This is a genomic window from Luteimonas dalianensis (assembly GCF_049339425.1).
Taxonomy (GTDB): domain Bacteria; phylum Pseudomonadota; class Gammaproteobacteria; order Xanthomonadales; family Xanthomonadaceae; genus Luteimonas; species Luteimonas dalianensis.
This window is the reverse complement of record NZ_JBMPPO010000002.1, coordinates 236,635-250,897: the sequence shown is the minus strand read 5'-3', so window position 1 is coordinate 250,897 and position 14,263 is coordinate 236,635. Positions and strand designations below refer to the sequence as shown.

Annotated in this window: 15 protein-coding genes and 1 pseudogene; 10 read left to right on the top strand and 6 right to left on the bottom strand. The window is 72.3% G+C overall.

What is annotated here, in order from left to right:
• Positions 1–64: 64 nt before the first annotated feature.
• Both ACOZ90_RS03370 and ACOZ90_RS03365 read right to left on the bottom strand, forming a co-directional pair.
• Positions 65–1,450: an amino acid permease gene (locus ACOZ90_RS03370; RefSeq protein WP_422892222.1), complete on the bottom strand. Its 1,386-nt coding sequence runs from the start codon at positions 1,448–1,450 to the stop codon at positions 65–67.
• 143 nt (positions 1,451–1,593) lie between these two features.
• Positions 1,594–1,737: pseudogene (locus tag ACOZ90_RS03365) on the bottom strand (3-oxoadipyl-CoA thiolase); the annotation flags it as partial.
• 44 nt (positions 1,738–1,781) lie between these two features.
• Here ACOZ90_RS03365 and ACOZ90_RS03360 point away from each other — a divergent pair.
• The 10 genes from ACOZ90_RS03360 to ACOZ90_RS03315 all read left to right on the top strand — a co-directional run bounded on the left by ACOZ90_RS03360 (position 1,782) and on the right by ACOZ90_RS03315 (position 9,468).
• Positions 1,782–2,414 carry a mechanosensitive ion channel domain-containing protein gene (locus ACOZ90_RS03360; protein ID WP_422892221.1) on the top strand — a complete coding sequence of 211 codons (633 nt, stop codon included), beginning with the start codon at positions 1,782–1,784 and terminating at the stop codon, positions 2,412–2,414.
• 52 nt (positions 2,415–2,466) lie between these two features.
• The gene (locus tag ACOZ90_RS03355; RefSeq protein WP_422892220.1) at positions 2,467–3,798 is read left to right on the top strand and encodes an amidohydrolase; all 1,332 of its coding nucleotides are present in this window, start codon (positions 2,467–2,469) and stop codon (positions 3,796–3,798) included.
• A 48-nt stretch (positions 3,799–3,846) separates the two neighbouring features.
• Positions 3,847–4,665, top strand: a complete 819-nt coding sequence (queF, locus tag ACOZ90_RS03350) for an NADPH-dependent 7-cyano-7-deazaguanine reductase QueF (RefSeq protein ID WP_422892219.1) — start codon at positions 3,847–3,849, stop codon at positions 4,663–4,665.
• A 92-nt stretch (positions 4,666–4,757) separates the two neighbouring features.
• Entirely contained in the window at positions 4,758–5,126 is a 369-nt protein-coding gene (locus tag ACOZ90_RS03345; RefSeq protein WP_422892218.1) for a LysM peptidoglycan-binding domain-containing protein, read from the top strand.
• 39 nt (positions 5,127–5,165) lie between these two features.
• The gene (locus ACOZ90_RS03340; RefSeq protein ID WP_422892217.1) at positions 5,166–5,663 is read left to right on the top strand and encodes a lipoprotein; all 498 of its coding nucleotides are present in this window, start codon (positions 5,166–5,168) and stop codon (positions 5,661–5,663) included.
• Between the two features lie 181 nt (positions 5,664–5,844).
• Positions 5,845–6,306: a DUF2231 domain-containing protein gene (locus ACOZ90_RS03335; protein ID WP_422892216.1), complete on the top strand. Its 462-nt coding sequence runs from the start codon at positions 5,845–5,847 to the stop codon at positions 6,304–6,306.
• Positions 6,303–7,709 (top strand): PQQ-dependent sugar dehydrogenase, encoded by a 1,407-nt coding sequence (locus ACOZ90_RS03330; protein ID WP_422892215.1) that lies wholly within the window; start codon positions 6,303–6,305, stop codon positions 7,707–7,709. Before ACOZ90_RS03335 ends, ACOZ90_RS03330 begins: the two co-directional genes overlap by 4 nt.
• A gap of 33 nt (positions 7,710–7,742) precedes the next feature.
• On the top strand, positions 7,743–8,579 hold the full coding sequence (locus ACOZ90_RS03325; protein WP_422892214.1) for a prolipoprotein diacylglyceryl transferase family protein: 837 nt from the start codon (positions 7,743–7,745) through the stop codon (positions 8,577–8,579).
• A 2-nt stretch (positions 8,580–8,581) separates the two neighbouring features.
• Positions 8,582–8,986, top strand: coding sequence for a sigma-70 family RNA polymerase sigma factor family protein (locus tag ACOZ90_RS03320; RefSeq protein ID WP_422892213.1), 405 nt, complete (start codon positions 8,582–8,584; stop codon positions 8,984–8,986).
• 152 nt (positions 8,987–9,138) lie between these two features.
• The gene (locus tag ACOZ90_RS03315) at positions 9,139–9,468 is read left to right on the top strand and encodes a putative hemolysin (protein ID WP_422892212.1); all 330 of its coding nucleotides are present in this window, start codon (positions 9,139–9,141) and stop codon (positions 9,466–9,468) included.
• Positions 9,469–9,477: 9 nt separating this feature from the next.
• On the opposite strand, the gene ACOZ90_RS03310 is transcribed toward ACOZ90_RS03315, so the two are convergent.
• Genes ACOZ90_RS03310 through ACOZ90_RS03295 form a run of 4 tightly spaced genes read right to left on the bottom strand, consistent with a single transcriptional unit; the run spans position 9,478 to position 14,259 of the window.
• Positions 9,478–10,617: an ABC transporter permease gene (locus ACOZ90_RS03310; RefSeq protein WP_422892211.1), complete on the bottom strand. Its 1,140-nt coding sequence runs from the start codon at positions 10,615–10,617 to the stop codon at positions 9,478–9,480.
• Positions 10,614–11,804, bottom strand: a complete 1,191-nt coding sequence (locus ACOZ90_RS03305; RefSeq protein ID WP_422892210.1) for an ABC transporter permease — start codon at positions 11,802–11,804, stop codon at positions 10,614–10,616. Before ACOZ90_RS03305 ends, ACOZ90_RS03310 begins: the two co-directional genes overlap by 4 nt.
• Positions 11,789–12,820, bottom strand: coding sequence for an HlyD family secretion protein (locus tag ACOZ90_RS03300; RefSeq protein WP_422892209.1), 1,032 nt, complete (start codon positions 12,818–12,820; stop codon positions 11,789–11,791). Before ACOZ90_RS03300 ends, ACOZ90_RS03305 begins: the two co-directional genes overlap by 16 nt.
• Positions 12,817–14,259: a TolC family protein gene (locus tag ACOZ90_RS03295; RefSeq protein WP_422892208.1), complete on the bottom strand. Its 1,443-nt coding sequence runs from the start codon at positions 14,257–14,259 to the stop codon at positions 12,817–12,819. The genes ACOZ90_RS03300 and ACOZ90_RS03295 overlap by 4 nt, the downstream gene beginning before the upstream one ends.
• Between the last annotated feature and the right edge of the window lie 4 nt (positions 14,260–14,263).

The window sequence follows — 14,263 nt, the reverse complement described above, 5'->3', positions numbered from 1 at the left end:
GTGTCTGCGGCTGCCATTGTCCGGCGGCCTGGTTACGCCGTGATGTCGATCCCGTTTCCGGTTGTCACGAGCTTTCCGCCTGCGGCGCCGCGGGGCGGCCCCCGCCCTGGCGCTTGCGCAGCCAGTACATCGCGCTGAGCACCAGCAGCCATGCCGGCATCAGCAGGATCGCGGTGCGGATGCCCGGGGTGAACCACATCACCACCAGGATCCCGGCCAGGAACACCAGGCACAGCACGTTGGTCACCGGCGCGCCGGGGCTGGGGAACGCCGGGCTGCGGCCTTCGGCCCGCATCCGGCGGCGGAACATCAGGTGGGTGATGGAGATCATCGCCCAGTTGATCACCAGCGCCGCCACCACCAGCAGCATCAGCATGCCGAACGCGCCCTCGGGCATGAAGAAGTTGATCGCCACCACCGCCGCGGTGGCCGCCGCCGACACCGCCAGCGCCGCCACCGGCACCCCGCGCCGGTTCACCCGGGTCAGCGATTTGGGCGCGTTGCCCTGCAGCGCCAGGCCGTAGAGCATGCGGCTGTTGCAGTACACGCAGCTGTTGTAGACCGACAGCGCCGCGGTCAGCACCACCACGTTGAGCACCGTCGCCACCGCGGTCGCGTCCAGCGAGTGGAAGATCATCACGAACGGGCTGCTGCCCTCTTCCACCAGATCCCACGGGTACAGCGCCAGCAGCACGCCCAGCGCGCCGATGTAGAAGATCAGGATCCGGTAGATGATCTGGTTGGTGGCCTTGGGAATCGTGCGCCCCGGGTCATCGGCCTCGGCGGCGGTGATGCCCACCAGCTCCAGGCCGCCGAAGGAGAACATGATCACCGCCATCGCCATCAGCAGCCCGCCCACGCCGTTGGGGAAGAAGCCGCCGCGATCCCACAGGTTGCTGATCGACGCGTCCGGCCCGCCGCTGCCGCTGGCCAGCAGCCACGCGCCGAACCCGATCATGGCAATGATCGCCGTCACCTTGATGGTCGACAGCCAGAACTCCATCTCGCCGAACAGGCGCACGTGCAGCATGTTGATGCCGTTGACCAGCACGAAGAACGCCAGCGCCGACGCCCACACCGGGATCTCCGGCCACCAGTACTGCACGTAGATGCCGATCGCGGTCAGCTCGGCCATGCTCACCAGCACGTACAGCGCCCAGTAGTTCCAGCCCGACAGAAAGCCCGCGAAATCGCTCCAGTAGCGGAAGGCGAAGTGGCTGAACGACCCGGCCACCGGCTCCTCGACCACCATCTCGCCGAGCTGGCGCATGATCAGGAACGCGATCACCCCGGCCACCGCGTAGCCCAGCAGCATCGACGGCCCGGCCAGGCCGATGGCGGTGGAGGTGCCCAGGAACAGGCCGGTGCCGATCGCCCCGCCCAAGGCGATGAGCTGGATGTGGCGGTTCTTCAGCCCGCGCGAGAGGGTGTTGCCTTCTGCCTCGTTCATGACACCTGCCGTGACTGGATTGCTGCCGCCACCGGCGGCAGGAAGTGGGCAAGCATAACGGACTGCCCGGGCCGGGGGCCCGGGTCGAAGGTCAGCGCAGGATCAGCGCAGGAAATCCACCAGCGCAGCGTTGAAGGCGTCGGCCGACCGGCCACGTTCTCGCCGGTCTGCGGCATGGATTCGGTGCCGTAGCGCTCTTCCAGGGCCGGATTGGGGAAGCGCCAGCCCATGGTGGTGTCCTCCAGCTGCTGGCCGCGCCCGTAGGCCCGGTCCGCCTTCGGCCAAGGGGGCGGGCAAAACCGGGCGCCGCGGGCGCGGATAGAATGCGCCGATGAAGGCATACCTACCGGTCTGGACCCATGCGTGGCTGGGCGTGGCGATCCCGCTGCTGCAGATCACGCTGATCGTGCTGGCGGCCTGGCTGCTGCGGACCCTGGCAGTGCGGGTCATCCGCCGCCTCAGCGCCCGCTACGAACTGCCGGCCGAAGTGGTCCTGGGCACGCGCAAGCTGGTCACGTTCCTGGTCGGCACCGGCGCGCTGCTGCTGGTGCTCGAAGCGCTGGGCGTGTCCGGCGCGGTGCTGTGGACGGCCTTCACCGGCTTTGCCGCGGTCGCGGCGATCGCCTTCTTCGCCGCCTGGAGCGTGCTGTCCAACATCTTCTGCGCGGTGCTGCTGCTGGTGACCCGGCCGTTCCGCCTGTACGACCACATCGAGCTGCTGGACGGCAACGAGGCGCGCGGCGTGGGCGGGCAGGTGGTGGACATGAACCTGATCTGCGTGATCCTGCGCGAGACCCGCGAGGACGGCGCCACGGCGAACCTGCGGGTGCCCAACAACCTGTTCTTCCAGCGCGTGGTGCGGCGCTGGCACGAAGCCCCGCCCCCGCGGCCCGAGCCCGACCCCGACGCCCCGCGCAACAAGCGCAGCCGCCCCGCCGGCGGCGGCGGCGCCGGCCTGTTCTAGCCACCCGCGGGGCCTGCGCTAGGATGGGCCGATCCGGAACAGGAGCATGCCGATGTCGCGATTCCGCCCCGCCTTCGCCGCCGCGTTTGCGGCTCCCGCGCTGCTGCTCTCCGCGGCCCTGGCCGCCCAGGACGCGCCGGCGCCGCAGCAGCGTACCGAAGTCACCGCCGCCGCCGCCGCGCTGCAGGACAAGGTGATCGCCTGGCGCCGCGACATCCACCAGCACCCGGAGCTGGGCAACCGCGAAGTCCGCACCGCCGGGCTGGTCGCCGAGCACCTGCGCGCGCTCGGCATGGAGCCGCAGACCGGCATCGCCCACACCGGCGTTACCGCGGTGCTCAAGGGCGGCCTGCCCGGCCCGCGCATCGCCCTGCGCGCGGACATGGACGCGCTGCCGGTGACCGAGCAGACCGGCCTGCCGTTCGCCTCCACCGCCACCACCGAATTCAACGGCCAGCAGACCGGCGTGATGCACGCCTGCGGCCACGACGCCCACACCGCGATCCTGATGGGCGTGGCCGAGGCCCTGGCCGACATGCGCGCTGAGCTGCCGGGCGAGGTGCTGTTCGTGTTCCAGCCGGCCGAGGAGGGCGCGCCGGAGGGCGAGGAGGGCGGCGCGAAGCTGATGCTGGAAGAGGGCATCTTCGAAGGCTTCCGGCCCGACGCGGTGTTCGGCCTGCACGTGTTCAGCACCCTCAACGCCGACACGCTGGCGGTGCGTGCCGGCCCGACCATGGCCGCCTCGGACACCTTCGACATGCGCGTGATCGGCCGCCAGACCCACGGCTCGCGGCCCTGGGGCGGGGTGGATCCGGTGGTGGCCGCAGCCCAGATCGTGACCCAGGCACAGGCCATCGTCAGCCGCCAGATGGACATCAGCCACCAGCCGGCGGTGCTCACCTTCGGCACCATCCACGGCGGCATCCGCCACAACATCATCCCCGACGAAGTCGAGCTGACCGGCACCATCCGCACCTTCGACGACGCCATGCGCACCGACATCCTGGCGCGCCTGGGGCACGTGGCCGAACACGTGGCCGCGGCCAACGGCGCCACGGTGGAAGCGCGCATCCCGGTGCGCGAGGGCTACCCGGTCACCTTCAACAACGTGGCCCTGACCGAACGCATGCGGCCGAGCCTTGCCGCGGCGGCGGGGGAGGGCAAGCTGATCGAGATGCCGCTGGTGATGGGCGCGGAGGACTTCTCGATGTATGCGCGCGAAGTGCCGGGCGTGTTCTTCTTCCTCGGCGCCACGCCGGTGGGCGAAGACCCGGCCGAAGCACCGAGCAACCACTCCCCGCACTTCGACGTCGACGAATCCGCCCTCGACCTCGGCCTGCGCGCCATGCTGCAACTCTCCCTCGACTACCTCCACACCCCGTAGGAGCGCGCTTGGCGCGCTCCTACGGCGGGGCAGCCGTAAAATGCCGGGATGAACACTCCGCAGGATTCCGGCCTGGGCCGCGCCACCGCCTATCCCACGCGCTACGACCCGGGCCTGCTGTTCCCGATCCCGCGCGCGCAGGGCCGGGCGGCGATCGGGCTGGTCGATACGCGCCTGCCCTTCACCGGCCACGACCGCTGGCACGCCTACGAGCTGGCCTGGCTGGACGGGCGCGGCAAGCCCGTCGTTGCCACGGCCACTTTCCTGGTGCCGGCAGGCTCGCCGAACCTGGTCGAATCCAAGTCCCTCAAGCTCTACCTCAACTCGCTCAACGCCGCCCGCTTCGACAGCGCCGAAGACCTGCGCGCACGCATCGCCGCCGACCTGTCCCGCGCCGCCGGCGCGCCAGTCGAAGTGGCCTTCGGGCTTCCGCCCATGGAGACGGATGTCGGCACCGCCGAATCCATCGACGCCCTCGACGTCACCATCGACAGCTACGGCCCACCCGACCCCACGCTCCTGCACGCCGACCCCGACGCAACGGTGGAAGAGACCCTGCGCTCGAACCTGCTCAAGTCCAACTGCCCGGTCACCGGCCAGCCGGACTGGGCCAGCCTGCACGTCCACTACCGCGGCCCGCGCATCGACCGCGCCGGGCTGCTGCGCTACCTGGTCTCCTTCCGCGACCACTCCGGCTTCCACGAGCAGTGCGTGGAACAGGTCTTCTGCGACCTGATGGCCCGCTGCCGGCCGCAACGCCTGTCGGTGGAAGCGCGCTACACCCGCCGCGGCGGCCTGGACATCAATCCCTGGCGGGCCACGCCGGGCCACCCGCCGCCGGCCGCGCTGCGCGATGAACGCCAGTAACGCCGCACGGCCGGTTCACGGCACCGCGATCTTCGCTTAACAACCCTCGTGAGACTCTGCAACCTGCCCGTACCACAACCACGGAGCCAGGCATGAGTCCTCCATCCAAAGATCCGAGCGAACTCTCGCTCAACCCCGGCAGCAGCGGCAGCGGCAACGACGCCCCGAAAAAGGCCGACTTCAGCAAGGTCACCGGTGGCTCGGACAGCACGGCCAGGAAGGTCGATGCCGAGCCGAAGGCCGATTTCAGCAAGGTCAGCGGATCCTCCGACACCAGCGCCAGGCGCGTGGATGACGGGGGCGCGAGAACCTACACCGTCGAGAGCGGGGACAACCTGTCGGCCATCTCCAAGAAGCTCTACGGCAACGCCAACCGCTGGCAGGAGATCTTCGAGGCCAACCGCGACCAGCTCGACGACCCGGATCTGATCCACCCCGGCCAGACCCTGAAGATCCCCTGAGCCGCGCCCCCAGCCATGACAGCCGAAGGAACCGCACGCATGAAAAACAGCTACCTGATCACCGCCCTGCTCGCCGGCACCGTCGCCCTGGCCGCCTGCGGCCGTGACGAACAGCCGGCCGCCACCGAACCGGCCGCCACCGGCGCGCTGGAAACCCCGCCGGCAATGACCGAATCCGCACCCCGCACCGCCATCGACACCGTGCGCGTAACCGACGTGCAGTTCGGCACCGAGGTCGGCGACGACCGCGCCGTCACCGAGCCACTGACCACCTTCAGCGCCGACACCGAGACCATTTTCGCCGCCGTCAGCACCAGCCACGACGCCGATGGCGAAACCACCGGCACCCTGGGCGTGCGCTGGACGTACCAGGACGGCCAGCTCGTGGACGAGCGCACCGAATCGATCGCCTTCCGCGGCAACGACGTGACCAACTTCCGCGTCAGCAACCCGGACGCCTGGCCCACGGGCACCTACACCGTGGACATCAGCATCGACGGCCAGGCGGTCGAAAGCCGCGAGTTCACCATCCAGTAGCCACGTCCGCGGGCCCCGGCCCGGCGGTACTTCCATCGCAACGCCCCGGCAAGCCGGGGCGTTGCGCGTTTACGGGCGCGCGTTGGCGCCCCCTACGCCCGATGTCCGCGTGCACGCTGCCGTCAGGCCGGTCGTGGCAGGGTCGAGCCGAGTCCCCCGGCTCCACCCAAGGAGGAGCATCATGGCCCAGGCTGCCCAAGCGGGGCGGGACGTCCCCGCGGCCCACGCCGGCCCGGTTCGCCCGTCCCATCCGATCCATCCAGTCCACGCGGTGTTCCTGGCAGGGGTCATCCCGCTGTTCGCCGGCGCGCTGCTGAGCGACATCGCCTATTTCCGCACCTACCAGATCCAGTGGCAGAACTTCGCCTCCTGGCTGATCGCCGGCGGCCTGGTGCTGGCCGGGGTGGCCCTGGTGTTCGCGCTGTTCAACCTGGCGCCCGCGCGCCGCACCCGCGGCGGCGTGCTTTACCTGCTGGTGCTGGCCGTGGCCTGGGTCGTCGGCTTCTTCAATGCCTTGCACCACGCCCGCGACGCCTGGGCCAGCATGCCCGGCAGCCTGGTGTATTCGGTGATCGCCACCGCATTGATCATCGCCGCCACCTGGATCGCCTTCTGCCCTCCCCGCCTGGGAGCGCCACGATGAACCGCCGCCACCTGATGCCCGCCACGCTGGCCGCCGGCCTGGCGCTCGCGCTGGCCGCCTGCAACCCGTCTCCGCAGCCGATCGAACGCCAGTTCGGTTCCGACCCGGAGCTGCCCGAGCCGCGCCGCGGCGTGCTGCCCAACATGACCATCGCCGAACCGGACGAGTGGGGCGACCTGCTGCCGGTGGTGCCCGAAGGCTTCGAAGTGCGCGCCATCGCCACCGGCCTGGGCATCCCGCGGCAGATGCTGGTTCTGCCCAACGGCGACATCCTGGTGGCCGAGGGCCGCGGCGGCAACGCGCCCGCGCTCAAGCCCAAGGACGTGATCGCCAACGTAATCAAGGCCCGGGGCACCACCTCGGTGCCCAGCGGCGACCGCCTGACCCTGCTGCGCGACGCCGACGGCGACGGCGACTACGAGCTGCAGACCGTGTTCGCCGAAGACCTGGACGCGCCCTACGGCCTGGCCCTGGTCGGCAGCGACCTGTTCGTGGCCAACCAGGACGCGGTGGTGCGCTTCGACTACCAGCCCGGCATGACCCGGGCCGCCGGCGAGCCGGAAGAGCTCACCCCGCTGCCCTCGGAGATCAACCACCACTGGACAAAGGCCATGACCGCCAGCGCGGACGGCCGCTTCCTGTACGTGGGCATCGGCTCCAACAGCAACATCACCGAGCGCGGCATGCTGGCCGAGCAGGATCGGGCGATGATCTGGGAGATCGATGCCCAGACCGGCCTGCATCGCCAGTACGCCACCGGCCTGCGCAACCCCACCGCGCTGGCCGTCCAGCCCGGCAGCGGCCAGCTGTGGGCGGTGGTGAACGAGCGCGACGAGTTCGGCCCCGACCTCACTCCCGACTACCTCACCACGGTGCAGGAAGGCGGCTTCTACGGCTGGCCCTGGGCCTACTGGGGCCGGAACGTGGACGTGCGCGTGCGTCCCGAAAACCCGGAAAAGGTGGCGCAATCGATCACTCCGGATTACGCCCTGGGCTCGCACGTGGCGGCGCTGGGACTGGACTTCTCCAGCGCGGTGATGGGGCCGGAGTTCGCCGAGGGCGTGTTCATCGGCCAGCACGGCAGCTGGAACCGCGCCGACCCGGTCGGCTACAACGTCATCTTCGTGCCCTTCAGCAACGGCCGCCCGTCCGGCGACCCGATCGAGTTCGCCGGCGGCTTCCGCGACGATGACGGCACCACCCGCGGCCGCCCGGTGGGCGTCACCGTGGATCCGCGCGGCGCGCTGATCGTGGCCGACGACCTGTCCAACACGGTCTGGCGGATTTCACGGATCGGCGGGCCGGCGGTGGAGACCCCGCCGGATGCGGGGCTGGTTCCGGAAGCGCCGGATGCCGGGCCGGATGCGGCCGGCCAGGAAGAGGACAGCAACGGCGAGGAGTAAGCGCGCCCGGGTGTGATCCAATAGCGCCGCATGATGAGCGTTGGGCCATTTCCGATCCGTGCGGTGCTGGTAGTGCTTGCCGCGCTGGTGGCCTGGGGCGTGGCCCGCTGGCTGGCCCGACGGCTGCCGGGCGCGCCGTACAAGCCGGCCGGCGCGCTGGTCGTGGATGCATTGTTCGTCGGCCTGCTGGTCGCGCGCGCGGCCTACGTGGCGCTGTGGTGGCGCGAGTACGCCGCCGCGCCAATGGCGATCATCCAGATCGGCGACGGCGGCTTCATCTGGTGGGCCGGCGTGCTCGCGGGCATCGCATTCGCGCTCTGGCGCACCCGGGCAGCGACCGTCCTGCGCCGGCCGGTACTGGCCGGCATCGCCGCAGGCCTGCTGGCCTGGGCCGCCGCCGGGGGCGCGCTGTGGTGGATGCAGCAAAGCGCACCGCCCCTGCCCGACATCGCACTGACCACGCTGGACGGCAGCCCGGTGGGCCTGGACCAATACAGTGACGGCCCGATGGTCGTGAACCTGTGGGCCACCTGGTGCCCGCCCTGCCGCCGCGAGATGCCCGTGCTCCAGCGCGCGCAGGCCGCCTACCCGGACGTCGCCTTCGTGCTGGTCAACCAGGGCGAGGACGTGGACACGATCAGCCGGTTCCTGCTCGAAGAGGGGCTGGACCTGCGCGACATCCTGCGCGACCCGCACTCGCGAACCATGGCCGAAACCGGCGCCCGCGCCCTGCCCACCACGCTCTACTTCGACACCGACGGCCGCCTGGTGGACACCCACCTGGGCGAGCTCACCGGCGCCAGCCTCGCAGACACCCTGCGCCGCCGCTTCGGCGCGCTCCCCCAGACCGATACCGACCCGACGGAGTAACCATGTCCCCACACATCCAGCTCGCAGCGCTGTTCCTGGGCGCCACCGCCCTGGCCACCACCGCCTGCAGCCGGGCGGACACCGGCGACCCCGCCGCGCTTGGCCAGCTGGGCGCGATGCTGGCCGAGGACGTCGAGATCCACACCGACGGCGGCGGCAAGCGGCCCGCGGCCATCAAGCCGCTGCTTGGCCACGAGCGCGTCCTGCGCCTGCTGGGCGTGTTGGCGGGCCACTACGCGAAGAACGGCTCCCACCTGGTCCGCACCGCATTCATCAACGGCCTGCCCGGCTTCGTCACCCGCGAAGCGGACGGCGTTCTGCAGACCACCGCGCTGGACATCGAGGATGGCAGGATCACCGCCATCTACGTGGTCAGGAACCCGGACAAGCTGCGGCACCTGGACTGACCGCACGGAGACGCACGCCGTCCTTCGCCATCATCGCCCCGTCCCGGGCGCCTGCGATATCCTCGGCCGTCCGGAGCGCGCGCGGCGGTTGACGGCAGGCATCCGGCGGCCGCCCCGGGCCACCTTCCACTTGTCCCAGCTGGAGCAGCGCCTTGAACGGATACGCAGGGATCACCGCCGCAGTCTTCGCCACCCTCCTGTTCGCCACGGGCTGCACACCCGCGCCGAAGCCGGAGCCGGCGCCGGAACCGGCGGCGGCTCCGGAAGCGACCGAAGAGGCCGGCGCGCCCGCCCGGATGGCCAACCCGGCGTCGGAATACTGCGTCAGCCAGGGCGGCACGCTGGAAATCGTCACCGGCGACACCGGCGACCAGGGCGGCATGTGCCACCTGCCGGACGGCACCGTGATCGAGGAGTGGGAGCTGTTCCACCGCGACCACCCGCGGCCGGAAGCGGACGAAGCGCCTTCCGGGGACGCCTGACCGGGCGGTTCACCGGCTTTCCGCGCGGGCGCCGGGCAGCCCGGGCCCCGCGGCCGGCCGGTAGCGCCAGGCGGCCAGCGCGGCGTACAGCACCGCCAGCAGCGCGAGGTTGCACAGTTCCGGCGCCGCCTCGCCGAGGCTGGCGCCCATCTGGTTGAGCTTGACCATGGCGTTGATGCCGGGCGTGGACGGCACCAGCTTCGACAGCCACGCCAGCGGCTGCGGCATCGCCGCGTGCGGCCACGACAGCCCGGACAGGAAGAACAGCGGCAGCGAGGTCACGATCAGCAGCTGGAACGGCCGCTCGCGGGTGCGGAAGAAGCTGCCCACGAACAGCGCGAAGGCCACCACCGCGGCCACGAACAGCGCCCCGCCCAGCAGCACCCCGGGCGGATTGCCTCCGCGCGGGTAGTCCTGCAACCACATCACGAAGCCGTTGTAGTACAGCATGCTGCCCAGGCCGATCAGCGCGAACGCCGCGGCGACCCCGAGCAGGCCCGGGCGCGAGAACGCCAGCCGGCCCATGCGTTCGCGGCGGGTGCCGGCCATCACCAGCATCCCGATCAGCAGGGTCTGCTGCACGATCAGCTGCGCCACCCCCGGCACCACCGCGCTGCCGTAGCCCTCGCGGGTGTTGAACAGCGGCCGCGCCACCAGCCGCAGCGGCGGGGTGGCCGGCGCGCCGGCAAAGCGCGCCTGCTCCAGCGCCGCGTCGCGGCCGAAGGCTGTGGCCGCTTCGCCCAATCCTTCCAGCACGCTGCCGGCGCGGCCGAGGAAGGCGCCGCTGCCCAGCAGCGCCAGCCCGCCCTGGCCGCCGCGCCCGATCTCGCGTTCGAACCCGGCCGGCACCGCCACGATCCCGTCCGCCTCGCCGCGCACGATCCATTCGCGCGCCTGCGCCATCGAATCCGCATGCCCGGCGACCCGCACCGCCGGCGCCGCGTCCACCTTGCGCAGCAGCGCGCGGCTGGCGGCGGTGCGGTCCAGGTCCACCGCCACCACCGGATAGCCGGTGGCCACCTGGTGCCGGTAGGCCAGCGGATAGAACACCGAATACAGCAGCGCCGCGCCGATCAGCGTCACCAGCGCGTAGCGGTCGGTGAACACCGCGCGCAGGGTCTGTCCGAACGCATCAACGGCCCGTCTCATCGCTGCCCCCAGGCGGCCGGATCGCGGGCCGCGCGGCCGTACAGGAACAGGCCAGCGCCCCCGGTCACCGCCGCGAACAGCAACAGCCCGCCCAGCAGCGGCAGCGACACCGTCCACGCCGCGCCCAGCTCCAGCTGCTGCGCCTGCAGCTTCAGGTAGGACGTATACGGCAGCAGGTGGCCCCAGGCCCGGGCGAAGGCGGGCGCGCCCTGGAGCGGGAACGTGGCCCCGGAAAACGCCAGCGACGTGCCCGCGTACAGCCCGGTCAGCGACAGCGCCGTGCCCAGGTTGCGCAGCGCGCCGACCAGCAGCAGGGCCACGCCGGCATAGGCCAGCAGCATGGCCGCATACCCGGCCAGCAGCAGCACGGCGCTGCCGGCCACGCCGCCGCCGCGCACCGCCGCCAGCCACACCAGCCCCAGCGTGGCCCAGGCGGTGAACAGCAGCAGGTACGGCACCAGCTTGCCCGCCACCGCAGGCAGCAGGCGGCCGCCGCAGCCGTCCAGCCAGGCGCCCGCGCTGCCGTCGCGTAGCTCGCGCCCGAGCGCGACCACCATGGCCAGGCAGGCGGCCAGGTGCAGCACCGCCGGGAACAGCAGGCCAAGCAGGAAGTGTTCGTAGCTGCGGGCCGCGTTGCCCAGCACCGAGGCCTGCACCCGCAGCGGCGGCGCGCGCACCGCGCCCGGCCCCTGCAGCCGCGCCTGGTCGGCCACCGCCGCCTGCGCGCCGGCCGCCTGCACCACGTCGCCGATCGCCCGCAGCGCGGCCTGGCCGGCGGTCTGGTGGCTGGCGTTGTACCAGGCGGGCACGGTGGCCTCTTCCCCACGGCGGACTGCGCGCTCCGCGCCTTCGGGCACGTACACCACCGCGAACGTGCGCCCGGCACGCACGCCCGACCACGCCCGCTCCAGATCGGTCGGCCGTTCGGCCACGCGCAGCCCGGGCGAGGCGTCGAGCATGCGCACCAGGCTGCGGCTGGTGCCGCTGTGGTCATGGTCGACCACCGCCACCGGCAGCTCGCGCGGCACCCCGGCGAAGAACGCCCAGGCCAGCAGCGCCAGCGCCAGCAGCGGGATCCAGGTGGCCAGGGCCAGGTCCCAGGGGTCGGCGCGCAGCCGCGCGCACTCGCGCAGCGCCGAACGGACGAAGGCTTCGCGCGCGCCCGGCGGCGTCAGCGCTGCGGCCATGCGAACAGCACGCTCATCCCCGGCCGCAGGCCTTCCACCGCTGCCACCGGGCGCGCGTGCACCTCGAAGCTCCTGACGTCGTAGCCCGCCGACTGCCGGGTGGCGCGCCAGGTGGCGAAATCACCGGCCGGGCTGATGAAGCCGACCTCGAACTCCACCCCCTCCAGCGCCAGCGCCGGGATGTCGCCGCGCAGCCTGTGGCCGGGCTCCAGCCCGGCGAACTGGTCCTCGCGCAGGTGGAAGGCCACCCACGGGTGGTCGATGTCCACCAGGGTGTAGACCGGGTAGCCGGCCGGCACCAGCTCGCCCACCCGCACCAGCCGCCGCGACACCTCGCCGGCCACCGGCGCGTGCCCGCGCACTTCCGCCTCGGCCGCCTCCACCTCGGCCACCGCGGCCTCGGCCTGGCGCAGCTGCGCCTGCGCCGCTTCGCGATCCTCTTCCCTGGCCCCCGCCAGCGCCTGTTCGTACACCGCGCGCGCGGCGCGGGCCTGCTCGCCGGCGTCGATCGACTTCGCCCGCGCCTCGTCGCGCTGCTGCCGGGTCACCACGCCCTCGGCGTACAGACGGTCCAGGCGCTGGAAGGTGGACGCCGCCAGCTCGCTGCCGGCCCGGGCCCGCCGCCAGTTGGCCTCCGCGGCACGGATGTCCTCCTCGCGCGCGCCGGCCTCGGCCTTGTCCGCCTGCGCCCGGGCCGCATCAGCCACCGCCCGCGCCTGCCGGCGCTTGGCCTCCACCTCCGGGCTGTCGAGTTCGAACAGCAGCTCGCCCGGCTCCACCCGCGCGCCCTCGGCCACGTGCAATGCCGCCACCCGGGCGGTGACCTTGGCGGCCACGTCCACGCTGTCGGCGTCCACCGTGCCCTGCACCAGGTCGGCCGGGCTGCGGAACGCCAGCCACAGCCCGCCCAGCACCACCACCGCGACGATCGCCAGCAGGGCCGCGCGCAGGCCGCGGCGCGAGGGCGGCGGCGCGTCTTCGGGCAGGGGCGTCGGGGCGGGCGCGGTGTCGTTCATGGTGGCAGTACCTGTCGGTCCGCGATGCGGATGTAATCGCCGAAACGCGCCGACTGGCCGCTCATCTCCAGCAGCCGGGCCAGCGCGAGGTCGTATTCGTAGGCGGCCTGGGCGTGTTCCACCAGCGTCGCGCCCAGGCCCAGGCGCGCGTCGATCACGTCCAGCGAAGTGGACTGCCCCTCGCGGAAGGACAGCTCCTGCAGGCGCAGGTTCTCGCGCGCGTGCTCGATGTTGGTATCGAGCTGCAGGAACTGCCGGCGCGCGCTGTCCATCGCGCTCCAGGCCTGGGCCACGCCGATCGAGACCCGGTTCTCCGCCTCGCGCAGCCCCGCCAGCGCCTGCTCGTGCTGCGCGCGCGCGGCCGACACCCGGCGCGGGCGGGCCTGGCCGGAGAACAGGCTGTAGCGCAGGCCCACGCCCACCGCCCAGTCGGTGTCGGTGATCAGCGCGTCATCGCGGTACAGGTCGTACTGGCCGAACAGGAACACCTGCGGCTTGAGCGCGGCCTGCTGCACGCGCACGCCCTCGGCCGCCTGGTCGCCCAGCGCGCGCATGCGCGCGATCTGCGGGTGGCGTTCGAGCGCGGTGCGGGTGAACGCCTCCAGCGGCTCGGGCGGCGCGCTCACCACGAACAGCGGCGTGGACGGCGCCACCGGCCCGCCGCTGCGCAGCATCAGCGCCAGCGCCTCGGCGGCCGCGGCGTGGTCGTTGACCGCCTTCGCATGTTCGCGCTCGGCTGCATCGCGCGCCACCGTGGCCTGCAGGCGCTGGGCGCGGGTGGCGAAGCCCTCTTCCTCCAGCCGCTGCGCATGGGCCAGGTGCCGGGCCATGCCGTCGCGCACCTCGCGCCGCACCTCCAGCACCCGCGCGGCCAGGATCTGGCCGAAATAGGCCTGCACCAGCTCGGAAGTCAGCGTCTGCGCCTGGTCGGTGCGCTCGGCCTCGGCCTGGCGCACCGCAGCGTCCGCCGCCGCCTGCGCGGCCGGGATCTGCCCGCCGGTGTACAGCGGCAGCACCGCGGTCAGCACCGGGCGCATGCGCCGGTCGCGCTCGCGGAATCGCAGCGGGCTCTCGATGCCGAACGCCTCGGCCACCGGCGCAAGCGAGCCGAGCGGCAGGTCGAGCGTCTTCTGGAACTCCAGGTAGCGCGCCTCCAGCGACACCTCCGGCACCCGCAGCCGCCGCGCCGCCGCCGACAGTTCGCGGCTGCCGCGCACCCCGGCATCGGAGGCGGCCAGCGCATCGGACACCTGCCCGAGCCGCTCGCGGGCCTGCCCGAAGCTCAGCGCCACCGCTTCCGGAGCGTGCCCGGGGGCAGGTCCGAGGGCAGGTTCGAGCGCAGGCTCCTGCGCCGGCAGCGCCTGCATCGGCAGCAGCAGCAGGCACAGCGCGATCCCGCGCCGCCGCCACCGCCTGCCCTGTTTCGAACGTCCGGCCATCGCC